Below are 21,167 nucleotides of genomic sequence, written 5' to 3' on the forward strand. Positions count from 1 at the left end.
GTGATTGCCCGATTGCGCCGCGCAACTCAAGCCCCCGCGGGACTTCTGCGGATATCGGCGACGGCAGGACGCCTTGTGCCCGGCGAAGCAGACGCGCTACGATACCGGCATAGCATCCGGGAGGCACCGTGAACACCGAACCCCCTTCCCAGCCGGTCCGCCCGCTGACCCTGCGCGACGTGTCCGAGGCCTGCGGCGTCAGCGAGATGACGGTCAGCCGGGTGCTGCGCAATCGCGGCGATGTCTCGGAGGCCACCCGCGAAAAGGTCCTGGCCGCCGCCAAGAAGCTGGGCTACGTGCCCAACCGCATCGCCGGCGCGCTGGCCTCGCAGCGGGTGAACCTGGTCGCGGTCATCATCCCCTCGATGTCGAACATGGTGTTCCCCGAGGTCATGACCGGCATTTCCGAGGTCCTGGACGGCACCGAATTGCAGGCCGTGGTCGGGCTGACCCATTACAAGCCCGACCGCGAGGAGCAGGTTCTCTACGAGATGCTGTCCTGGCGTCCCTCGGGCGTGATCATCGCCGGGCTGGAACATACCGACGCCTCCAAGGCGATGATGCGCGCCGCGGGCATCCCCGTGGTCGAGATCATGGATACCGATGGCGAGCCGATCGATTCGGCGGTCGGCATCTCGCATCGCCGCGCCGGCCGGCAGATGGGCGAGGCGATCGTCGCCGCAGGCTATCGCCGCATCGGCTTCATGGGCACCAAGATGCCGCTGGACCATCGCGCGCGCAAACGCTTCGAGGGGATGACCCAGGCGCTGGCCAAGGCCGGGCTGGAGATCGAGGACCGCGAATTCTACGAGGGCGGATCCGGTTTCGTGAAGGGCCGCGAGATGACCCAGGCGATGCTCAGCCGCAGCCCGGATCTGGATTTCCTGTACTATTCCAATGACATGATCGGTGCAGGCGGGTTGTTGTGGTGCCTGGAGCAGGGCATCGACGTGCCGGGTCGGCTGGGTCTGGCCGGGTTCAACGGGGTCAATCTGCTGCACGGGCTGCCCAAGCTTCTGTGCACGATGGATGCCTGCCGGAACGAGATCGGCCGCCGCGCGGCGCAGCTGATCGCCGATCGCGTGGCCACGCCGGATCAGGGCCGCGGGGCCATCATCGAGCTGAGCCCGGAGATCGCGCTCGGCGACACGATCCGCCGCGCGGCGGCCGACTGAGGCGGCACCGCATCAGCGTACCGGCCGCAATGCGCGGCCGGTGATCGACTCGCTTGGTTTAACCCGATTTTGAAAGTATTCTCCGCAAAAAAGACGGAACCCTTATCGAGGCAGAGCATGGTCCGGGTCCTTTCCCTTGTCCTTTTCCTGGCGCTTTCCGCATGCGGCGGCGGCAGCAAGTTCCAGTCCTATGACGGACCGGAAGTCACGCAGATCTACATCTCGAAGGAGCGGCGGAAGCTTTACCTTCTCCACGAGGCGCAGGTCATCAAATCCTATGATATCGGACTGGGCTTCAACCCGGTCGGCCACAAGGTCGCGCGCGGCGACGGTCGCACGCCGGAAGGCCTGTACCTGATCGACCGGCGCAACCCCAACAGCGCCTATCACCTGTCGCTGGGCATCTCCTATCCCAACCGCGCCGACACGGAACGGTCCAAGACGCTGGGCGTCGATCCGGGCGGCGACATCTTCATCCACGGCGAATCGTCCAAGCCGATGAACGGCAAGGACTGGACCGCGGGCTGCATCGCCGTCACCGACAAGGAGATGGAGGAGATCTTCGCGATGGTGAAGACCGGGACCCCGATCTACATCACCTCCTACTGAGCCGCCCCGCCGCGCGATCCCAGGGTCAGCACCCACCAGATCATGCCGCTGGCATCCTGGTGGAACGCAAAGCCCAGATCGGTCGCGGCGGGATCGCGGATGCTCTCCGCCCAGGCCTCGTCCTGAAGCCAGGCGGTGAGCGTTTCCAGTTCGGTATCGAAGGACTGGGAATACAGTTCGGCCACCAGCTGGCCGGGATAGCCGGCCCGGGCGATGCGCGCATAGGGGCTCGACCAGTCCGACCCCCAGGCCCAGGCCCGTTTCTGCGCCGAGATATCCGCCGCCTGCGCCGCCGCCGCGCGCGACAGTTCGGGGCTCAGCGCCACGGGCGCCACGCCGGCAAGCCGACGCATGTCATTGACCGATTCGAGCATGTTCATCTGTACCTCGTCCAGATCGCTGGCGCGCAGATGAGGTGCCCCCGGCACCCGCTGCACGGAACTTCCGCCGCAGCCCGACAGACACAAGGCGACCGCGATCCCGGCCGTCAGAACACGCAGCATGGCACACCCTCCACCATTTTCCGCAAACTAGCGGGCGAATGTCACGGCTTTCAACCAATGCAAGGGTCCGGACGCGGTTTGATTTGCCGATGCGGCTTCGGCGCCATATCTTCCGGGCAAATCCGTTTCCTGCCGCGAGAGATGCCGATGACCCTTCGCCGTTCCAGACTGACCCGCCGCAGCCTGCTCGGGGCCGCGCTTGCCGCACCCGCCCTGTCCATGCCCGCCCTGGCCCAGACCGCCGCCGAGGACGCGCCCGAACTGCCGGTGGCCCGCGTCACCAGCGGCTTCCGCGCCCATGACTGGCGGGACCATTTCGACAGCCTCGGCAGGGGGGCGATCCTCGTCGATACCGAAAGCCGGACGCTGCATTACTGGTCCGGGGACCAATCGGTGGCGCTGGTCTATCCGACCAGCGTCCCGCTTTCCGAGGAGATGACCCGCCGCGGCCGCACCTCGGTCACGCGCAAGGTCGTCGGGCCCAGCTGGGCGCCCACCCCCTCCATGCTCAAGCGCAACCCCGACTGGCCGCCCTTCATCGGGCCGGGCCCGGACAATCCGCTGGGCACGCATGCGCTGTACCTGTCCTGGAAATACTACCGCATCCACGGCACCCACGACACGCGCAAGATCGGCCGCCAATCCTCCAATGGCTGCATCGGCCTGTATAACGAAGACATTGCCATGCTCTTCGACCGGGTCGAGGTCGGCACGCAGGTGCTGCTGATCTGAGCGCGGAAGGCGGCGGATCGCCGGGGCCCGGCGATCTGGCCGTCCGTCGCACGGCGGCAGGAACTTTTCCGCGATCCCGGGGTTATTTGGGGTTGCGATGAGCGGGAAGATGCGGTTTTTGATGCGTTTTTGCATCACCCTACCGTGAGCTTCAACGCAGCGTTGCCTTTCGCGAATTTGCGCGGCATGAGTCGATTACGAGGACATCGCCGTCGTCCGCACCTCATGTAACTACCCGGGCGGCAACCATTGGAGGTTAACCATGAAGAAGTTCGCACTCGCTGCTACCCTGGCTGTCGCTGCCACTGCCTCTTTCGCAGGCGGCCTGGAAGAGCCGATCGTTGAGCCGGAAGTCATCGTCGAAGAAACCAGCGGCACCGGCGCTGCATGGATCGTTCCGGTCCTGCTGCTGGCAGTCGTTGCTGCCGTCGCCGCAAGCTGATTTCGGCCCCGGCCCGCAAGCCGAAGAGACATTGAGGTGGCCGATAAGGCCACCTTTTTATTTTGCCCCGCGGGGTGGTTCCGGCCTCAGCCGGTCCAGCCCATGAGGTTCCGCTCGATCACCCCGGTCAGGGCCGCGACATGTGCCGCGTCGTCATTGAGGCAGGGGATGTAGGTGAAGCTTTCGCCGCCCGCATGTTCGAAGCTTTCGCGGATCTCCTCGTTGATCTCCTCCAGCGTCTCGACGCAATCCGCCGAGAAGGCGGGGGCGATCACCGCGATGCGCTTCTTGCCGGCCTCGGCCAGCCGCGCGACCTCCTCGACCGTATAGGGCTGCAGCCACTCCTCCGGGCCGAATCGCGACTGGAAGGTCGTGACCAGCGCGTCGCTGTCCCAGCCCAGCCGCTCGCGCAGGAGCCGCGACGTCTTCTGGCACTGGCAGTGATAGGGATCGCCCTGCATCAGGTAGCGTTTCGGCACGCCATGATAGGAGGCGACCAGAAGGTCGGGGCGCGTTTCCAGCCCGGCATAGGCCCGTTCGACAGACTGCGCCAGCGCCTCGATATAGGCCGGGTCGTCGAAATAGGGGGGCACGATGCGGGCGGCCGGCTGCCAGGTTTCCTTCATCAATGCCCGGAAGAACTGGTCATTGGCGGTGGCCGAGGTCGCGCCGGCATATTGCGGGTAAAGCGGGAAGAACAGGATCTTCTCGCAGCCCTGCTCGACCAGGGACCGCACCTTCGATTCCGTCGAGGGATTGCCGTAGCGCATGCAGAAATCCACCATCACCCCGTCGCCATGGCGGGATCTCAGCGCGGCGGCGATCTTTTCCGTCTGGGCGCGGGTCACGGTCATCAGCGGGCTCTCGTCCCGCTCCGTGTTCCAGATGCCGCGATAGGCCGCCCCCGAGGAGAAGGGCCGTTTCGACAGGATGATCAGCTGCAGCAGCGGCTGCCATTTCCAGGCCGGGTAGTCGATCACCCGCCGGTCGGAGAGAAACTCGCTGAGATAGCGGCGCATCGACCAGTAATCCGTGCCGTCGGGCGTGCCCAGATTGGCAAGAAGCACGCCGACCCGGCCGCGCGCCACGCGCGGATGGTCCCCCGGGGCGTGGGGAATCGGTTCGGCGGGGGCGGAAGCCCTTGCATCCAGCATCGTGCACTCCTCGTCGGCAGAAATCATGAAAGCCCCTAGCAGATAGGAAGGGCCCAAGTCAGGTCAATTCCCGGTATCCGGAAGGGGAGATTCGCTCACATTGAGGGCATCGGCCAGGCGCGCCGCCGCCGATCCCGGCCGCAGCGGCCGCGGCTGCGAGGCATCGGGCGCCCAGCCGGTCAGCGTCACCAGCTCGAACGTTGCCTGCACCGGCCCCTCGGGCGCGCCGGGATAGCGGCGCGCCGCCTCCAGCATCACGTCGCGCCGGGTGAATCCGCGCGGCCGCGCGGCTAGGGCATTGGTCTCGCCCATGGCGCGCAGATCCTGCATCAGGTGCAGCACGGAACGGTACTGGACGGCATGGCGCTCTGCATCCGCGACGGGCAGGGACAGGCCCGCGCGCTGCAAGAGCGCGCCCAGCTGCCGGATCTCGCCCATCGGCAGGATGCGCGGCGACAGCCCGCCGGTCAGCGCCGCCTCCGCCTCCGCCAGGGACGCGCGCAGCTCGGACAATGTGGTCCCCCCGAAGAACACCGCCAGACACAGGCCGTCCGGACGCAGCGCGCGACGGCACTGCACCAGCTGCCCGACCGGGTCCTCGGCCCAGTGCAGCGCCATCGCATGAACCACCAGGTCGCAGGAGCCCGGCGCGAGATCCAGCAGCGGCGCATCCTCCACCAGCCGCGCCCCCGGCCGCAGATCCCTCCAGGCCTGCGGATGACCGGTCACGACGGCCACGTCCCTTAACGGCCTATTAACCATGGAGAGCCTTTCCTCGATCCCGTCCCGGGCAAGGCGGTGCAGAAACAAGGCCTCCCCGCCGGCCTGCCGGGCACGGCGCCGCGCCCGGCACAGCGCGGCACGATCGGTCATCGCTACGGGGGCATCTGTCATGGCGTCTCTCCTTTCGCGCAGCCTAGCGCCCGCGCCCGCGCTTATCAAAGCGGCACGGCGGCTTGTCTTTCCCGATCAGTGCCCGCGCTGCGGCACGCTGGTCGCCGAGGAGGGCGGGCTGTGCGGGCCCTGCTGGCGGGACACGCCATTCCTCGCGGGCCTGGTCTGCGATCTCTGCGGCACGGGGCTGATCGGACCGGATGACGGCAGCCTGCCGCATTGCGACGCCTGCCGGAGCCTGCCGCGCCCCTGGGCCAAGGGCCGCGCCGTCTTCGACTATTCGGGCGCGGCACGCCATATGGTGCTGGGGTTCAAGCATGGCGACCGGCTGGACCTGGGGCCCCATCTGGCCGACTGGATGGCCGCCCGGGCCGGCCCGCTGATCCGGCCCGGCATGGTGCTGGTTCCGGTGCCGGTGCATTGGCGCAGGCTGCTGGCGCGGCGCTACAACCAGGCGGCGGTTCTCACCCGGCTGCTGGCCCCGCGGCTGGGCCTGGCGCATCTGCCCGATGCGCTCCGCCGCTGCCGCAACACGCCGCCGCAATCAGGAGACGGCTTTGCCGGACGCGCCGCCGCGCTGGAGGGTGCCATCGCCGTGACCCGCAGGCAGCAGCCGCGGCTGGCGGGCCGGCCGGTGCTGCTGGTGGATGACGTGATGACCTCCGGCGCGACGCTGACCGCCTGCTGCACCGCGCTTCTTGCCGCGCAGGTGCCGCTGGTGCATGTGCTGCTACTGGCGCGGGCGCATCAGCGCGCCTAGGTTAGGGGCAGGAGCCAAGGAAAGGCGGTCCGGATGAAACCCGTAGAAATCTATACCTCGCCGCTATGCGGCTATTGCCACGCGGCCAAGCGGCTCTTGACGACCAAGGGCGTCAGCTTTGCCGAGATCGACCTCTCGAAGCAGCCCGAGCGGCGCAGCGAGATGACCCAGCGCGCCTCCGGCGGGCGCACGGTGCCGCAGATCTTCATCGGCACGACCCATGTCGGAGGCTGCGACGAGCTGTTCAAGCTGGATCGCGACGGCAAGCTCGACGCCCTGCTGGCCGGGTGATGCCCGCGCCGGCACTGCCCCGCGAGCGCCCATCTGCGCGTTCGCTGGGCAGGCCGCGCCGGGGCAGACCCGATTTTCCAAAATTCACTAAATTTCCAGACTGTTTTGGTCTAGAGTAAGAAAATTAACTTTCTTGCCTTTCCGGCCGCCCCTTGCAGGCGTCCGCATTGATTGATGGATAACTATGAGTAATCTTGCGCCTTCCCCGCTTGTCATCCAGCTATTCGGCGAGCTCCTCCTTCTCGACCAGTTCCTGCGCAACCGCATCGCCAAGGCCCTGCCCGAGGAGGTCGAGCTGTCGCAGTTCCTCGTGCTGCTGCACCTGGCCACCAGCGGCGAGGAGCTCGGGCCGGCCCGGCTGGCCACCAGTTTCAACGTCACCCGGGGCGCGATGAGCAACACGCTGGGTCGGCTGGAACGGGCAGGGCAGATCACCATGCGCGGCGATACCGTGGATGCCCGCCGCAAGTTCGTCTCGATCTCCGAGGCGGGGCAGAGGACGCTGGACGAGGTGGTGGGCGCGATCAATCCGCGGCTGCGCGAAACGCTGTCGCGCCACCCGCGCACCGAGATCGGCCAGTGCCTGACGCTTCTGTCCGAATTGCGCGACAGCCTGGAAACCAGCCGCCTCAGCCCGCTTTAGCGAGGAATTCGGCGGTTTCCGCCGCCCCGGGAATGGAAGCCGCCGCGCCGGCCCGCGTCACCGACAGGGCCGCCGCCGCCTGGGCCCGGGGCAGCGCGCGGGACCAGTCCAGCCCCTGGTCCAGCCCCGCCGCAAGGTAGCCCGCGAAGGTGTCGCCGGCCCCGGTCGTGTCCACGGGCGCGACCCGGAAGGCAGGGTAGGTGGTGCTTTCCCCGGTGCCGCCATCCAGATGCGTCGCGCCGCGGGCACCGCGTGTCACCACCACATGCGGCAGTGCCAGCGCCGCGAGGGACCGCCCGGCCGCCTGCTCCAGCTGTGCGGCCTCCACCTCGTTGAGCAGCAGGACCGACAGCAATGGCAGCAGCGGGGCAAGCGCGGCCATGTCGAAGGGCGCCGCCGAGACCACGACACGCATCCCCCGGCTGCGGGCCTGTTCCGCCGCGGCGACCTGGCCTCCGGTCTCGTTCTGCAGAAGCAGGGTGTCGCCGCGGCGCGCGCCCTCCAGCGCCGCGGTCACGCCGTCTTGCGGGATCTCGCGATTGGCGCCGGCAAGGATGGCGATGGTGTTCTCGGCCGCGTCATCCACCATGATGAGCGCCATGCCCGTGGGCACCGGCAGCCGCGCGATCCGGTCCGTGGCCACCCCGTCGCGCGCGAGAAGATCCAGCATCGCGCCGCCATCCGGCCCGATGGCGCCCAGATGGACCACCTGCGCGCCGGCCCGCGCCGCGGCGACGGACTGGTTGGCGCCCTTGCCGCCGAGCCCCTCGGCATAGGACCGCGCCGCCAGCGTCTCTCCGGGGGACGGCAAATGCGGCACGCGCAGCACCTTGTCGATATTGATCGAGCCCAGATTGTAGATCGTCACCGGTCTCTCCTGCCGCCGGAGGGCGCGCGCCCCCGCCCCGTGATACAGGACGGGAGTGCTTCACGTGAAACGATTTTTTCCGCTGCGGAAGCTCAGCCCAGTCGCGCCGCGGCCACCACCGCCATGTTCAGGATGTCATTTACGGTGGAACTGGCCGAACAGATCTGGATGGGCTTCGGCACGCCGGTCAGGATCGGCCCGATCACCGTCGCCCCGGCCAGCTGCTGCATCATCTTGACCGAAATCGAGGCCGAATGCCGGGCCGGCACGACCAGGATATTGGCCGGCGCGGTCAGGCGCGAGAAGGGATAGTCCTTCATCAGGTCCATGTTCAGCGCCACATCCGCCGTCATGTCGCCCTCATACTCGAAATCGACACCCATCTCGTCCAGCAATGCCGGGGCGAGATGCATCTTCTCGGCCCGTTCGGAAACGGGGTAGCCGAAGGTCGAGAAGCTGACGAAGGCGACGCGCGGCTCCAGTCCCAGCCCGCGGGCCACCTTGGCGCCCTTGATGGCGATATGGGCCAGGTCCTCGGCCTCGGGCCATTCATGCACCAGCGTATCCGAGATCAGCACGACCCGCCCCCGATGCAGGAGCGCCGTGACGCCGACCGCGCCATCGGCCGCCGAGACGTCGAAGACATGGCCGATCTGGTCCAGCACATGGGCGGATTTGCGCGTCGCCCCGGTAATCAGCGCATCGCCATGGCCATGGGCCAGCATCAGCGCCGAGAACACGTGACGGTCGCGCCCCGCCATGCGGTTGATGTCGGAATGGTCGAAGCCCTTGCGCTGCAGCCGCTTGTAGAGAAACCCCTTATAGGCATCCAGATGGGTGGTGTTCGCGGCGTTGATGACCCGCAATTCGCGCACCGCATCGCCCAGCCCCGAGGCTTCCAGCTTGTGCTTCACATCCTCCTCGCGGCCGACGACCACCGCCTTGCCATGACCCGCGCGCTGATAGGCCACCGCCGCGCGCAGCACGCGCAGATCGTCGCCCTCGGCAAAGATCATCTGCGCCTGCGCCTTGCGCGCCCGGGCATAGAGCCCCTCGATGATCGGCGCCGTGGGATCCATCCGGCCCTTCAGGCGCTGTTCATAGGCCTCCATGTCGACGATCGGGCGGCGCGCCACGCCGGTCGCCATCCCCGCCTTCGCCACCGCCGGCGGGATCACGTGGATCAGCCGCGGATCGAAGGGCGTGGGGATGATGTAGTCGCGCCCGAAGCTCAGCTTGCGGCCATAGGCCACCGCCACCTCGTCGGGCACGTCCTCGCGCGCCAGTTCCGCCAGCGCCCGCGCGCAGGCGATCTTCATCTCGTCGTTGATCGCCCGGGCATGGATGTCCAGCGCCCCGCGGAACAGGTAGGGAAAGCCCAGCACGTTGTTGACCTGGTTGGGATAATCCGACCGCCCGGTCGCCACGATGGCATCAAGACGGACCTCGTGGGCCTGTTCGGGGGTGATTTCCGGATCGGGATTGGCCATGGCGAAGATCACCGGGTTGTCGGCCATCGACGCGACCATGTCCGGCGTCACCGCCCCCTTGACCGAGACGCCCAGGAACACGTCCGCGCCCTTCATCGCCTCTTCGAGCGTGCGCAGATCCGTGCGGGCGGCATGGGCCGACTTCCACTGGTTCATGCCCTCGCTGCGGCCCTGGTAGATCACGCCCTTGGTGTCGCACATGATGCAGTTGTCCTGCTGCGCACCCATCGCCTTGAGCAGTTCCAGGCAGGCGATCCCGGCCGCGCCGGCCCCGTTCAGCACGATGCGGCAATCCTCGATCTTCTTGCCGGACAGATGCAGCGCGTTGATCAGTCCCGCCGCGCAGATCACCGCCGTGCCGTGCTGGTCGTCATGGAAGACGGGGATGTCCATCGTCTCCTTCAGGCGCTGCTCGATGATGAAGCATTCCGGCGCCTTGATGTCCTCGAGGTTGATCCCGCCGAAGGTCGGGCCCATCAGCTGGCAGGCCTTGATGATCTCTTCGGGGTCCTCGGTATCCAGCTCGATATCCACCGAATTGACGTCGGCGAAGCGCTTGAACAGAACCGCCTTGCCCTCCATCACCGGCTTGGAGGCCAGCGCGCCCAGGTTGCCCAGGCCCAGCACCGCGGTGCCGTTGGAGACGACCGCCACCAGGTTGCCCTTGGACGTGTAGTCATAGGCGGTCTCGGGATTGGCGTGGATTTCCTCGCAGGGGACGGCGACGCCGGGAGAATAGGCCAGGCTCAGGTCGCGCTGCGTGCTCATCGGAACCGATGCCGATATCTCCAGCTTGCCCGGCGAGGGTTCCAGGTGGAAGGCCAGGGCCTCCTCGCGGGTGATCTTGCTCTTGGACATGCGGCTCCCCTCCTGTTGGTTGCGGCGTAATACGGGGTTTGCCGGCCTGCCTCAACTGTCTCATTCCCGGGCGAAGGGCCTGTTTTGGTAAGGAAACCTGAGAGCTGTGGCGATGGTTGTATTCCCGGCGCCCGAACGCCATACCACGGGCACCACCTCCGAGAGGCAGAGCCGCGCATGTCCGACGTCACGCCGATGATGGCCCAGTTCCTGGAAATCAAGGCCGCCCATCCGGGCGACCTGCTGTTCTACCGCATGGGCGATTTCTACGAGATGTTCTTCGAGGACGCGGTGGCGGCGGCGGGCGCGCTGGACATCGCGCTGACCCGGCGGGGCAAGCACCAGGGCCAGGACATCCCGATGTGCGGCGTGCCGGTCCATGCCGCCGAGGGCTATCTGCACCAGCTGACCCGCAAGGGATTCCGCGTGGCCATCTGCGAGCAGCTGGAGGACCCCGCCGAGGCCAAGAAGCGCGGCTCGAAATCGGTGGTGAAACGGGGGGTCACACGGGTGGTCACGGCCGGGACGCTGACCGAGGACAGCCTGCTGGAGGCGCGCGCGAACAACTACCTGGCGGCCCATGCGGAATTGCGCGGCGAGGGGGCGCTGGCCTGGTGCGACATCTCCACCGGGATGCTGGCCGTGGCGCCCTGTCCGCGGCTTGCCCTGGGGCCGCTCCTGGCACGGCTGATGCCGCGCGAGCTGCTTTGCGCCGCGACCGCCGAGGAAGGGCTGCGCGACACGGCCCGGGACATGGCGATGGTGCTGACCCCGCTGGGGCCTGCCAGTTTCGACAGCCAGGCCGCCGCAGGGCGGATCGCGCGCGCCTATGGCGTCGACGGCCCCGATGCCTTCGGCAGCTTCTCGCGGGTGGAACAGGCGGCGCTCGGCGGGCTGATCGACTACCTGGAAATCACCCAGAAAGGGCGGTTGCCGCGGCTGTCGCCGCCCCGGCGCGAAGACCCCGGCGGCACGGTCCAGATCGACGCCGCAACCCGCCGCAACCTGGAACTGGTGCAGGCCCTGTCCGGCGGCCGCGAGGGATCGCTGATTGCCGCGATCGACCGGACGCTGACCGCGCCGGGCGGCCGGCTGCTGGCGAACCGGCTGGCGACCCCCTCGCGCGACCTCGGCCTGATCCGGGACCGGCTGGAGGCGGTGGCGGCGCTGCATGCCGAGGCGGCGCTGCGCGACAGGCTGCGCGACGGGCTGCGACGCGTCCCCGACATGGACCGGGCGCTGGGGCGGCTTTCGCTGGAACGCGGCGGGCCGCGCGACCTGGCCGCGATCCGCGACGGGCTGGCCGCGGCGGCGGCGCTGGCGGCGGAACTCGATGGCGCCCTGCCTCCCGCGCTTTCCGCGCTGGCGCAGGATCTGGGCACGGAACCGGCCATCCTGGCCGAACTGGAAAGCGCGCTGGTCGCCGAGCCGCCGCATCTGGCGCGCGAGGGCGGCTTTGTCGCGCCGGGCTATCACGCCGATCTGGATGCCGCGCGGCAGCTGCGCGACGAGGGCCGCGGCTATATCGCCGCGCTGCAGGGGAAATATTCCGAGGAAACCGGGATCGGGGCGCTGAAGGTCAAGCATAACAACGTGCTGGGCTATTTCATCGAGACCCCGGCGACCCATGCGCAGAAGATGCTGGCCGAACCGCTGGCCGACCGGTTCCGGCACCGCCAGACCACGGCCAATGCGCTGCGCTTCACCACGCCGGAGCTGACCGAGCTGGAAAGCCGCATCCTCAATGCCGGGGGCGAGGCCCAGGGGATCGAGCTGCGCATCCACGAGACCCTGCGCCAGGCCTGCCTGGCGGAGGCGGCCGCCATTTCCACCGCTGCGCGGGCCATGGCCGAACTGGATTTGCATGCCGGGCTGGCCGATCTGGCACAGGATCGCGACTGGTGCTGCCCGCAGGTGGATGACAGCCGCGCCTTCGAGATCGAGGCCGGGCGCCACCCCGTCGTCGAGGAGGCGCTGCGCCGCTCGGGCGATCCCTTCGTCGCCAATGACTGCCGGCTCAGCGCCACCGGCGGCGCGGCGATCCGGCTGCTGACCGGGCCGAACATGGCCGGCAAATCCACCTGGCTGCGGCAGAACGCGGTGATCGCGCTTCTGGCCCAGATCGGCAGCTTCGTGCCCGCGGCCACGGCCCGCATCGGGCTGGTCAGCCAGATCTTCAGCCGCGTCGGCGCCTCGGACGACCTGGCGCGCGGGCGCTCGACCTTCATGGTCGAGATGGTGGAAACCGCCGCCATCCTCAACCAGGCGGATGACCGCGCGCTGGTGATCCTCGACGAGATCGGACGCGGCACGGCGACCTATGACGGGCTGTCCATCGCCTGGGCGGTGCTGGAACATCTGCACGGCGCCAATCGCTGCCGCGCGCTTTTCGCCACGCATTACCATGAACTGACCCAGCTGGCGGACACACTGCCGGGGGTGGTCAATGCCACCGTCGCGGTCAAGGAATGGCAGGGCGAGGTGATCTTCCTGCACGAGGTGAAGGACGGCGCCGCGGCGGCCAGCTATGGCGTGCAGGTGGCGCGGCTGGCGGGATTGCCGGACACGGTGATCGCCCGCGCCCGCGAGGTTCTGGGCCGGCTGGAACAGGGCGAGCGCGAGGGGCGCGGCCGCGCTGCGATGGAGGACCTGCCGCTGTTTGCCGCCGCCGCACCGCCCCCCGCTGCCCCGGCCGCGGCCGCCGCGCCATCCGCCGCGGAGATGCGGCTGAGGCAGGTGGATCCCGATGCGCTGAGCCCGCGCGAGGCGCTGGAGATGCTGTATGAACTCAAGGGGCTGACGGCCGGCTGAACGCCGTCAGCGGTGGCGGCGCAGATAGACGTAATAGGCGCCGGTGCCGCCGTGTTTCAGATGCGCCTCGGCGATCTGCAGCACCATCAGGCGCAGGGGGCCGCTGGTCAGCCATTGCGGCACCTGGTGCTTCAGCACGCCGCGCGGCACCGGCATCGGGCCGGGCTCGTCGCGGTCCTTGCCCTTGCCGGTGATGACCAGCACCAGCCGCATCTGCCGCATGTAGCTTTCCGAGATGAACCGCGTCAGCACCGGATGCGCCCGGTCCTGGGTCATGCCGTGCAGGTCGATCCGCGCCTCGGGCGCCAGCTTGCCCTTTTTCATGCGGCCGAAGGCCTTGCTGTCCATGCGCACCGGATTGCGGGCGATCTGCTCGGAAATGGGGGGGCTGATCTCGTGGCGCGCAGCCCCCGGGCGGGCGCGTTCGCCGATGCGGAATTCGGGAATGCGGTTCCCGGAAACCGAAGACCCGGCCTCGCGGGCAGGGTGGGGGGCAGGGGCCTTGGGCGGGGCCGTCCGATCGGCGGCGGGCGCAGGCTGGGTCGCCGGCGCGTGGCGCGTGACCGATGCCGCCACCCGGTCCCAGATGGCGCGATCCTCCTCGCTCAGGCCGCGCCGCTTGCGTGCCATGCCCCGTCCCCGCCCGGCTCAGGCGCCGGTGGCGACGAGCTGCCAGTTGGGATCGTCGCTGCCCATCACCCGGCCGAAGGTCCAGATGTCGCGCTGGCGCTTGATGAGGTTGGGATCGCCCTCGACCGTGGTGCCGTTGACGTCGCGCACGACCGACGTGACCTCGGCGGTGAAGCGCACCGTCACCTCGCCCTCGCGGGTGGCATCGTCGAAGGCGGCGCCGACCAGCACGAGTTCGCGGATCCCCACGAAATTGGCGTCGATCGTCAGCCCCTGGCGCTCGCGTTCCTGGATCACGTCGAGAAAGCTGTCATGCACCTCGGGCGCGAGGAAGTCGCGCACCTCCGACAGGTCGCCGCGCTCGAAGGCCATCAGGATCATCTCGTAGGCACCACGCGCCCCCTGCAGGAACTCGCCGACGATGAAGGCCGGCTCTGCCGCCTTCATCTTGGCCAGCGCCTCGGCGGCGGGGCTGCCGCTGTCGACGTGATCGACGATGTCGCGATCCGGGCCGCCCTCGATCACCTCGAAATCCGGGCGCGGCTGCCGGGCCTCCTGGGCCGGGACCTGCACCGGGGGCTTCTCGAATCCGCCGCGTGTGCCCAGCACGTTCTTCAGGCGCAGGATCAGGAAGATCGCGATGCCCGCGAGCACGAGAAGTTCGATGACGGATGAGCTCATTGGCAGCCTCTGGTGGTAACGACCCGGTGTCTTCCCTATGTAAGGGCTCGATACACCCAAGTCCACCGGACCAGAGCAAAGGGAGACTGCCCAGATGTGGCTGTTGATCGCATTCATCGCCGTGCCGCTGATCGAGATCGGGCTGTTCATCCAGGTCGGCGGGCTGATCGGTCTGTGGCCGACCCTGGCGATCGTCCTTCTGACGGCGGTGATCGGCCACGCGATGATGCGCAAGCAGGGCGGCCAGGTGCTGCAGAAGCTGCAGCGCGCCATGGCCGGGGACGGCAACCCGGCCGAGCACATGGTCCATGGCGCGATGATCCTCTTCGCCGGGGCGCTGTTGCTGACGCCGGGGTTCTTCACCGACACGGTGGGCTTCCTGCTGCTGATCCCCGCGGTGCGCGTGGCGGCCTTCGGCTGGATGCGCCGCAACGTGAAGATGCAGGGGGTCTACGTGAACATGGGCGGCGGCATGCCCCCCGGCGCCGGCCCGCGCCGCGGTCCCGGCCGCAGCGACACGATCGAGGGCGATTTCACCGAGGTGGATCCCGACGACCTGCCCCCGCGGCCGGGCAGCGCGCCCTCGGGCTGGACCCGCCGCTGACCCGGTATGTGACGGATTCATGTCGTTTTCCCCGGAAAACGGCGTCTTTCTCCGGGTTTCGCGCCCCGGCTGCGCCCAAGTTACCCGCCCGCCGCCATTGAGACGCCCGGCGCTTCCTGCTAACAACCGCCGGGACATTCAAACGGGAGAGTCCCAATGGCCGAGAACGGCGCAGCCCCGCAGCAACCCCAGGTCAAGATGCAGATCCTTGGCCAGTTCATCCGCGACATGTCCTTCGAGAACATCGTGGCCCAGAAGGGCGTCCAGGGCGACGTGAAGCCCGATGTCCAGGTGCAGGTCAATCTCGACGCCAAGAAGCGCCCGGCCGACAACCAGTACGAGGTGCAGACGAAATTCACCGTCACCTCGAAGAACAAGGACAGCGATGACGTCCTGTTCCGCATGGACCTGGATTATGCCGGCATCTTCCTGATCGAGGGCGTGCCGGAGGCGCAGCTGCATCCGTTCCTGATGATCGAATGCCCGCGGATGATCTTCCCCTTCGTGCGCCGCATCGTGTCGGACGTGACCCGCGACGGCGGCTTCCCACCGCTGAACCTGGAGAACGTGGACTTCATGGGCATCTACCGCAACGAGATCGCCCGCCGGGCCGCCGCACAGCAGCCGGAGACCCCGGCCGTCAACTGAACCGGCGACGCGGGACGCAGGCGGAGGGAGCGCAGGCGCTCCCTCTTTTCATGTCAGGGCATCATGCTGCCCGTCTCCATGAAGCGCTGGTGCCAGCTGAGCGCCTCCGAGGGCAGGGACGGCGCGTATTGCCCGTGGCTGAGCCGCGCGGCGCGGGCCATGTAGTCCTCCAGCATCGGGCGATAGGCGGGATGGGCGCATCTGGCGACGATTGCCTCCGCCTTCTGGCGGGGCGACAGGCCCCGCAGATCCGCCAGGCCCTGTTCGGTCACCAAGACCTGCACGTCCTGCCCGATATGATCGACATGCGAACATTGCGGCACGATGGCCGAGATCGCGCCGCCCTTGGCGGTCGAGGGGGTCATGAAGATCGACAGATAGCCGTTGCGGGCGAAATCGCCCGAGCCGCCGATCCCGTTCTGCACCCGTGATCCCATGATGCGGGTCGAGTTGACGTTGCCGTAGATATCCGCCTCGATGAGGCAGTTCATCGCGATGCAGCCCAGACGGCGCACCAATTCGGGATTGTTGGAGATCTCCTGCGGGCGCAGGATCAGCCTGTCCCGGAACCGCGCGGCGTTGTCGTTGAAATACTGCGCCTTTTCCGGCGAAAGCGAAAACGCCGTGGCCGAGGCGACGCGCAGGGTCCCGGCCTCGATCATGTCCAGCATGCCGTCCTGGATCACCTCGGTGAAGGCGGTCATCTGCTCGAAGGGCGTATCGATCAGCCCGGCCATCACGGCGTTGGGCACGTTGCCCACCCCCGATTGAAGCGGCAGAAGCGACGGCGGCAGGCCGGCGCGCCGGGCCTCCCAGGTCAGGAACTCCAGGATATGTCCCGCGATCGCCTCGGCGGTAGCGCCGGGCGGCGAAAAGGGCGCGTTGCGATCCGGCGCATCCGTCGCCACCACGGCCGCCACCTTGGCGGGATCGACGCGGAAATGCGGCTGGCCGATGCGGTCATCCGGACGGATCAGCGGGATCGGAACGCGGTTCGGCGGCAGCGCCGTGCCATAGTAGATGTCATGCATCCCGTCCAGCAGCGGGCTCTGCCAGTCATTCACCTCCAGGATGATGCGCTCGGCGATATCCAGCCAGGTCTTGTTGTTTCCCACCGAGGAAGAGGGGATCAGATCGCCCTCGGGCGTGATGCCGGCGATCTCGATCACCGCCGTGTCGAGCCGGCCGAGGAAACCCTGCCAGGCCATCGGCGCGACCTGGCTGAGATGCATGTCTACGTAATCCATCCGCCCGTCATTGATGCGCTGACGCGCGACCGGGTCGGAATTGTAGGGCAGGCGGAACTCGATCCCGTCGGCCTCCGCCAGCGCCCCGTCCAGCTCCGGGCCGGTGGAGGCGCCGGTCCAGATCTTCACCCGGAACGGATTGCCGCGCGCGTGTTCCGCGCGGATCCGGTCGGCCAGCGCCAGCGGCACCGCCTTGGGATAGCCCGATCCGGTGAAGCCGCTCATGCCGATGGTCGAGCCGTCGGAGATCAGCGCGGCCGCATCCTCGGCGCTCATGATCTTCGACCGGAAATCGGAATTGCGGATACGCGCCTGCTGTAGCATCTGGTCCTCCCTGGCTGCATTCGGTCGAACCTGTCGTGCCGCGCGCCGGGAAGGCTTGCAAATGGCAAAATTCCGTATCCGGAAAATTTCCTTTTGTTCTATATCGCTATCATAGCGATATGCATTCAGCGCATAGCTTGGACCGGGCCTAGGCGCCGAATTTCCGCCACAGCGCCTCTTCGCCGAGGCCCGCGACGAAAGCCGCATGCGCGGCCCGTTCCTCGTCGCTCAGCCGCGGGGGCAGGGGGACGGGACGCGGCGCCGGCTTCCAGTTGCTGCCGTGATCGCCGCCGTCGCCGCTGCGGCGGCCCGCCGCCAGTTCCAGCCCGGGCTGCCGCCCCCCGACCAGTTCCAGATAGACCTCCGCCAGGATCTGGCTATCGAGAAGGGCGCCGTGCAGGTCCCGTTCGCCATTGTCGATGCCGAAGCGCCGGCACAGCGCGTCCAGCGAGGCCGGCGAGCCGGGAAAACGGCGGCGGGCAATCGCCAGCGAGTCCACCACCCGTTCGCGCGCGATCGGCGCAAGCCCCATGCGGGTCAGCTCGAAATTCAGGAACTTGTGGTCGAAAGCGGCATTATGCGCGACGATCCGGGCCTCTTCGCCGATGAAGGCCGCGAAGTCACGGCCGATCCGTTCGAAGAGCGGCTTGTCAAGCAGCGTGACCTCCTTGCCCTGCGCCGGGCGAGGCGGATTCAGCAGGTCGGGACCGATCCCGTGCACGCCGAAAGCCTCGGACGGCATGCCGCGCGCCGGATTGATATACTGATGATAGGTCTTGCCCGTGGGAAGGTGGTTCCACAATTCCACCGCGCCGATCTCGACCACCCGGTCGCCCGTATCCGGGTCGAAGCCGGTGGTTTCGGTATCCAGAACGATCTCACGCATGGTTTGCCTCCAGATCCGCTATCACCGCCCGAACCTGACGGCGGGCCGTCTCCATGTCCACCGTCTCGATCAGGTAATCCGCGCGGCGCCGTTTCTCCGCATCCGGCATCTGCCGCGCCAAGATCATCTCGAAGTCGGCCTCCGTCATGCCGGGTCGGCCCAGCACCCGCGCGCGCTGGACCTCCGCCGGGGCGGAAACGACCGCGACGGCATCCATCTCGGCCTCGGTCCCGTTTTCGAACAGCAGGGGAATATCGCAGACGACGATCCGCGCCCGGCTCTGCGACACCACGCCGGCCCGGTCGGCCGCGACCAGCGGATGGACCAGCGCCTCGATCCGCGAAAGCGCGCCGGCATCCGCGGCGATCCACGCCTTCAGCGCGGCGCGCGACACGGCCCCGTCGCGAACGGCCGCCGGATGCAGCGCCGCGATCCCGGCCACGGCCGCGCCGCCCGGCGCATAGAGCCGGTGCACCGCGGCATCCGCATCCCACAGCTCGCAGCCTTCGAAGACGAACATCCGCGCCGTGGTCGACTTGCCCATGCCGATGGAGCCGGTCAGGCCGAGGCGAACGGGCCGGCTCATGGGGCGAGCATCAGCGCGCGCAGATCTGCCGTCACCTGCGCATCGCCGCCGAACCAGCGGTTGAACCCCGGCACGCCCTGCCACAGCAGCATGCCCAGCCCGTCGACCACCTGCGCCCCGCGCCGTGCCGCCGCCTGGAGAAAGGGCGTCTCCAGAGGGGTATAGACGATATCGGTGGCCAGCATGCCGGGCCGCATGGCCGACAGGTCAAGATCGAAGGCCGGCTGGCCCGCCATGCCCAGGGAGGTCGTGTTGACCACGGTCGCCGCATCCTTCAGCGCGGCATCCGTCTCGCCCCAGTCCAGCACCCGCACCCTGGGACCGAAAGCCGTGGCCAGTCCCTCGGCCCGGGCCCGGGTCCGGTTCATCAGCCGGATTTCCGGCGCGCCGGCCTCCAGCATCGCATGCAGGATCGCCCGCGCCGCCCCGCCGGCCCCGAAGACGGCAACCGGCCCGTCCTGCGCCTGCCACCCTTCTGCCGCGCCGGCGAGGTTGGCATGAAACCCGTAGCCGTCGGTATTGTCGGCCTCGTAGCCGCCGCCGGGCAGGAAGGTCAGCGTGTTCGCCGCGCCGATCGCCCGCGCCCGCGGCGTCGCGCGCCGCGCGCCGGCCAGCGCCGCCTCCTTGTGGGGAATGGTGACATTCACCCCGGCGAAGCCGGCCCGCGGCAGGGTTTCCAGCACGGAGGCCAGGTCGGCGGGCTCCACCTCCATCGGAATGTAATGCCCGGCGATCCCCTGGCGGGCCAGCCAGTGCCCGTGCATCCGCGGCGACTTGGAATGCCCGATCGGGTTGCCGATGACGCCGGCCAGCGGAATGCGCAGGCTCATCCGGCGATGTCCCCGCGCAGGGTCAGCCAGGCCAGAAGCTCCATCAGCGGCAGGCCGAGGATGGTGAAATGGTCGCCCTCGATGCGCGAGAACAGGCGCACGCCCTCCTCCTCCAGCTTGTAGCCGCCCACGGAATGGCGGATGCTGTCCCAGTTGCGGGCCAGGTAATCCGCCGCATAGGCCTCCGAAAACGCCCGCATCTCAAGCCGCGCCACGCCGACATGCCGCCAAAGCGGTTCGCCGTCGCGATAGACCACCGCCGCCGAAAGCAGCGTGTGGCGGTCGCCGCGCAGCCGCGACAGCTGGTCCGCCGCCGCCTCGGGCGTTTCGGGCTTGCCGATGACCGCGCCGCGATGCTCCAGCACCTGATCGCAGCCCAGAACCAGCATGCCGGGGCGCTTGGCGCTGATCTTGGCCGCCTTCGCCTCGGCCAGCGCATCCGCCACGTCCCGCGCGTCCATCCCCTCTGCCGCGAAGGAGGCGCGGATCGCCTCCTCGTCGATGCGGGCGGGCAGGGTCTCGATCCCGAGCCCGGCATTGCGCAGAAGCTCGGCCCGGATGGCAGAGGAAGAGGCGAGGATCAGATCGACCGGCATGTGGATAACCCTGTGACTCCTGTCTTGGAGAATCTGTGGCCGGATAGCGGATAAGATCAGGCAAGGCCAGAGACGCGCCGGTTTCGCCGAGATGTCAGAGAGTCCCACCCCCGCTTTGCCGGCTGTGCGGGAATCGGCGGCGCCCTGTGTGGACAATCCTCCTCGCGAAATCGAATCCTCATAGTTATCCACAGGCTGAAGAACTTTTCCTTCGCCAAGTCTCCGTTAATATGGAATTAATTTATTAACCGGGACTCGCGGGTGAAAATGATTCAGATTTATCCACATGGGGAAAACGGGACGGATAAACTTGAAATCCACACTATCCACAGGCTCTAAATCACCATCTTCCTTCTCTATCTATTAATAAATAAGAGGAGGCGAGGAGGCCCCATGATCAGCGACTTTCTTGCCTCGGCCTATCCGTGGACAAAATCCCTTCACGTGATCTCGGTCATCGCCTGGATGGCAGGGCTGTTCTACCTGCCCCGGCTATTCGTCTATCATGCCGAGAAGGGAACCGTCGGCAGCGAGACCGATCAGCTGCTGCGTGTCATGGAATACAAGCTGCTGCGCTTCATCATGACCCCGGCGATGATTGCCACCTGGATTTTCGGCCTGTGCCTCGTCCTGACCCCCGGCATCCTCGACTGGAGCCAGGGCTGGGTCCACGTCAAGGCGCTGGCGGTTCTCGTCATGACCTGGTTCCATCACTGGCTGGCGCGGTGCCGCAAGGATTTCGCGGCAGGGCGCAACACGCGGCCCGGCCGCCGCTATCGGCTGATGAACGAACTGCCGACGCTGCTCATGGTGGTCATCGTCGTCATGGTGATCGCGCGCCCGTTCTGATTGACTCGGCTGCCGAAAGCCTTTAGCAGCACCCCCACAGGCGTCCGCCTGCTGAT

23 protein-coding genes are annotated in these 21,167 nt (G+C 67.8%); 11 read left to right on the top strand and 12 right to left on the bottom strand.

The genetic code is table 11. The annotated features are described in order from the left end of the window. Positions 1-128: 128 nt before the first annotated feature. Entirely contained in the window at positions 129-1,175 is a 1,047-nt protein-coding gene (locus ICN82_RS08570) for a LacI family DNA-binding transcriptional regulator (RefSeq protein WP_330998979.1), read from the top strand. A 117-nt stretch (positions 1,176-1,292) separates the two neighbouring features. Further along, positions 1,293-1,784, top strand: coding sequence for a L,D-transpeptidase family protein (locus ICN82_RS08575; protein WP_193181690.1), 492 nt, complete (start codon positions 1,293-1,295; stop codon positions 1,782-1,784). Here ICN82_RS08575 and ICN82_RS08580 read toward each other — a convergent pair. Continuing rightward, positions 1,778-2,287: a CAP domain-containing protein gene (locus ICN82_RS08580; protein WP_193181692.1), complete on the bottom strand. Its 510-nt coding sequence runs from the start codon at positions 2,285-2,287 to the stop codon at positions 1,778-1,780. The genes ICN82_RS08575 and ICN82_RS08580 overlap by 7 nt on opposite strands. A gap of 147 nt (positions 2,288-2,434) precedes the next feature. Here ICN82_RS08580 and ICN82_RS08585 point away from each other — a divergent pair, with 147 nt between their 5' ends. Then, complete coding sequence (locus ICN82_RS08585; RefSeq protein WP_193181696.1) at positions 2,435-3,019, top strand: L,D-transpeptidase; 585 nt, start codon at positions 2,435-2,437, stop codon at positions 3,017-3,019. A gap of 262 nt (positions 3,020-3,281) precedes the next feature. Then, a complete protein-coding gene (locus tag ICN82_RS08590) occupies positions 3,282-3,461 on the top strand; it encodes a hypothetical protein (protein ID WP_193181698.1) in 180 nt (59 codons plus the stop codon). 86 nt (positions 3,462-3,547) lie between these two features. Here the strand turns inward: ICN82_RS08590 and hemH are convergent, their stop codons facing one another. Then, positions 3,548-4,615: a ferrochelatase gene (gene hemH / locus ICN82_RS08595; protein WP_193181804.1), complete on the bottom strand. Its 1,068-nt coding sequence runs from the start codon at positions 4,613-4,615 to the stop codon at positions 3,548-3,550. Between the two features lie 63 nt (positions 4,616-4,678). After that, positions 4,679-5,509: a methyltransferase domain-containing protein gene (locus ICN82_RS08600; RefSeq protein ID WP_193181700.1), complete on the bottom strand. Its 831-nt coding sequence runs from the start codon at positions 5,507-5,509 to the stop codon at positions 4,679-4,681. Between ICN82_RS08600 and ICN82_RS08605 the strand changes: the two genes are divergently transcribed. From ICN82_RS08605 to ICN82_RS08615, 3 genes are all read left to right on the top strand, one after another. Continuing rightward, on the top strand, positions 5,508-6,269 hold the full coding sequence (locus ICN82_RS08605; RefSeq protein ID WP_193181702.1) for a ComF family protein: 762 nt from the start codon (positions 5,508-5,510) through the stop codon (positions 6,267-6,269). The two genes, ICN82_RS08600 and ICN82_RS08605, sit on opposite strands and share 2 nt — an antisense overlap. Positions 6,270-6,302: 33 nt before the next feature. Next, entirely contained in the window at positions 6,303-6,560 is a 258-nt protein-coding gene (gene grxC / locus ICN82_RS08610; protein WP_193181703.1) for a glutaredoxin 3, read from the top strand. 184 nt (positions 6,561-6,744) lie between these two features. Then, a complete protein-coding gene (locus tag ICN82_RS08615; protein ID WP_193181705.1) occupies positions 6,745-7,203 on the top strand; it encodes a MarR family winged helix-turn-helix transcriptional regulator in 459 nt (152 codons plus the stop codon). Here the strand turns inward: ICN82_RS08615 and ICN82_RS08620 are convergent. After that, positions 7,190-8,071 (bottom strand): ribokinase, encoded by an 882-nt coding sequence (locus ICN82_RS08620; RefSeq protein ID WP_193181707.1) that lies wholly within the window; start codon positions 8,069-8,071, stop codon positions 7,190-7,192. The two genes, ICN82_RS08615 and ICN82_RS08620, sit on opposite strands and share 14 nt — an antisense overlap. 92 nt (positions 8,072-8,163) lie before the next feature. After that, complete coding sequence (locus ICN82_RS08625; protein WP_193181709.1) at positions 8,164-10,419, bottom strand: NADP-dependent malic enzyme; 2,256 nt, start codon at positions 10,417-10,419, stop codon at positions 8,164-8,166. Between the two features lie 177 nt (positions 10,420-10,596). Between ICN82_RS08625 and mutS the strand changes: the two genes are divergently transcribed. After that, a complete protein-coding gene (gene mutS / locus ICN82_RS08630) occupies positions 10,597-13,230 on the top strand; it encodes a DNA mismatch repair protein MutS (RefSeq protein ID WP_193181710.1) in 2,634 nt (877 codons plus the stop codon). 6 nt (positions 13,231-13,236) lie between these two features. Here the strand turns inward: mutS and ICN82_RS08635 are convergent, their stop codons facing one another. Next, complete coding sequence (locus ICN82_RS08635) at positions 13,237-13,860, bottom strand: Smr/MutS family protein (protein WP_193181712.1); 624 nt, start codon at positions 13,858-13,860, stop codon at positions 13,237-13,239. Between the two features lie 18 nt (positions 13,861-13,878). Further along, positions 13,879-14,541, bottom strand: coding sequence for a Tim44/TimA family putative adaptor protein (locus ICN82_RS08640; protein WP_193181714.1), 663 nt, complete (start codon positions 14,539-14,541; stop codon positions 13,879-13,881). A gap of 94 nt (positions 14,542-14,635) precedes the next feature. Here ICN82_RS08640 and ICN82_RS08645 point away from each other — a divergent pair, with 94 nt between their 5' ends. Both ICN82_RS08645 and secB read left to right on the top strand, forming a co-directional pair. Then, positions 14,636-15,145 (top strand): FxsA family protein, encoded by a 510-nt coding sequence (locus ICN82_RS08645; protein ID WP_193181716.1) that lies wholly within the window; start codon positions 14,636-14,638, stop codon positions 15,143-15,145. A gap of 156 nt (positions 15,146-15,301) precedes the next feature. Then, complete coding sequence (gene secB / locus ICN82_RS08650; RefSeq protein ID WP_193181718.1) at positions 15,302-15,793, top strand: protein-export chaperone SecB; 492 nt, start codon at positions 15,302-15,304, stop codon at positions 15,791-15,793. Positions 15,794-15,846: 53 nt separating this feature from the next. Here the strand turns inward: secB and ICN82_RS08655 are convergent, their stop codons facing one another. The 5 genes from ICN82_RS08655 to ICN82_RS08675 all read right to left on the bottom strand — a co-directional run bounded on the left by ICN82_RS08655 (position 15,847) and on the right by ICN82_RS08675 (position 20,262). Then, positions 15,847-17,364: an acetyl-CoA hydrolase/transferase family protein gene (locus ICN82_RS08655; RefSeq protein WP_193181719.1), complete on the bottom strand. Its 1,518-nt coding sequence runs from the start codon at positions 17,362-17,364 to the stop codon at positions 15,847-15,849. 148 nt (positions 17,365-17,512) lie between these two features. Then, positions 17,513-18,250 (bottom strand): DNA polymerase III subunit epsilon, encoded by a 738-nt coding sequence (gene dnaQ / locus ICN82_RS08660; protein ID WP_193181720.1) that lies wholly within the window; start codon positions 18,248-18,250, stop codon positions 17,513-17,515. Next, positions 18,243-18,836, bottom strand: coding sequence for a dephospho-CoA kinase (gene coaE / locus ICN82_RS08665; RefSeq protein ID WP_193181721.1), 594 nt, complete (start codon positions 18,834-18,836; stop codon positions 18,243-18,245). Before coaE ends, dnaQ begins: the two co-directional genes overlap by 8 nt. After that, entirely contained in the window at positions 18,833-19,666 is an 834-nt protein-coding gene (locus tag ICN82_RS08670) for a shikimate dehydrogenase (protein WP_193181722.1), read from the bottom strand. The genes coaE and ICN82_RS08670 overlap by 4 nt, the downstream gene beginning before the upstream one ends. After that, entirely contained in the window at positions 19,663-20,262 is a 600-nt protein-coding gene (locus ICN82_RS08675; protein ID WP_193181723.1) for a Maf family protein, read from the bottom strand. Before ICN82_RS08675 ends, ICN82_RS08670 begins: the two co-directional genes overlap by 4 nt. Positions 20,263-20,655: 393 nt before the next feature. On the opposite strand from ICN82_RS08675, the gene hemJ reads away from it, so the two are divergent. After that, complete coding sequence (gene hemJ / locus ICN82_RS08680) at positions 20,656-21,111, top strand: protoporphyrinogen oxidase HemJ (RefSeq protein ID WP_193181724.1); 456 nt, start codon at positions 20,656-20,658, stop codon at positions 21,109-21,111. The last annotated feature ends 56 nt before the right edge of the window (positions 21,112-21,167 follow it).

The sequence above is a fragment of the Mangrovicoccus algicola genome (assembly GCF_014903745.1).
GTDB classification, from domain to species: Bacteria; Pseudomonadota; Alphaproteobacteria; order Rhodobacterales; family Rhodobacteraceae; genus Mangrovicoccus; species Mangrovicoccus algicola.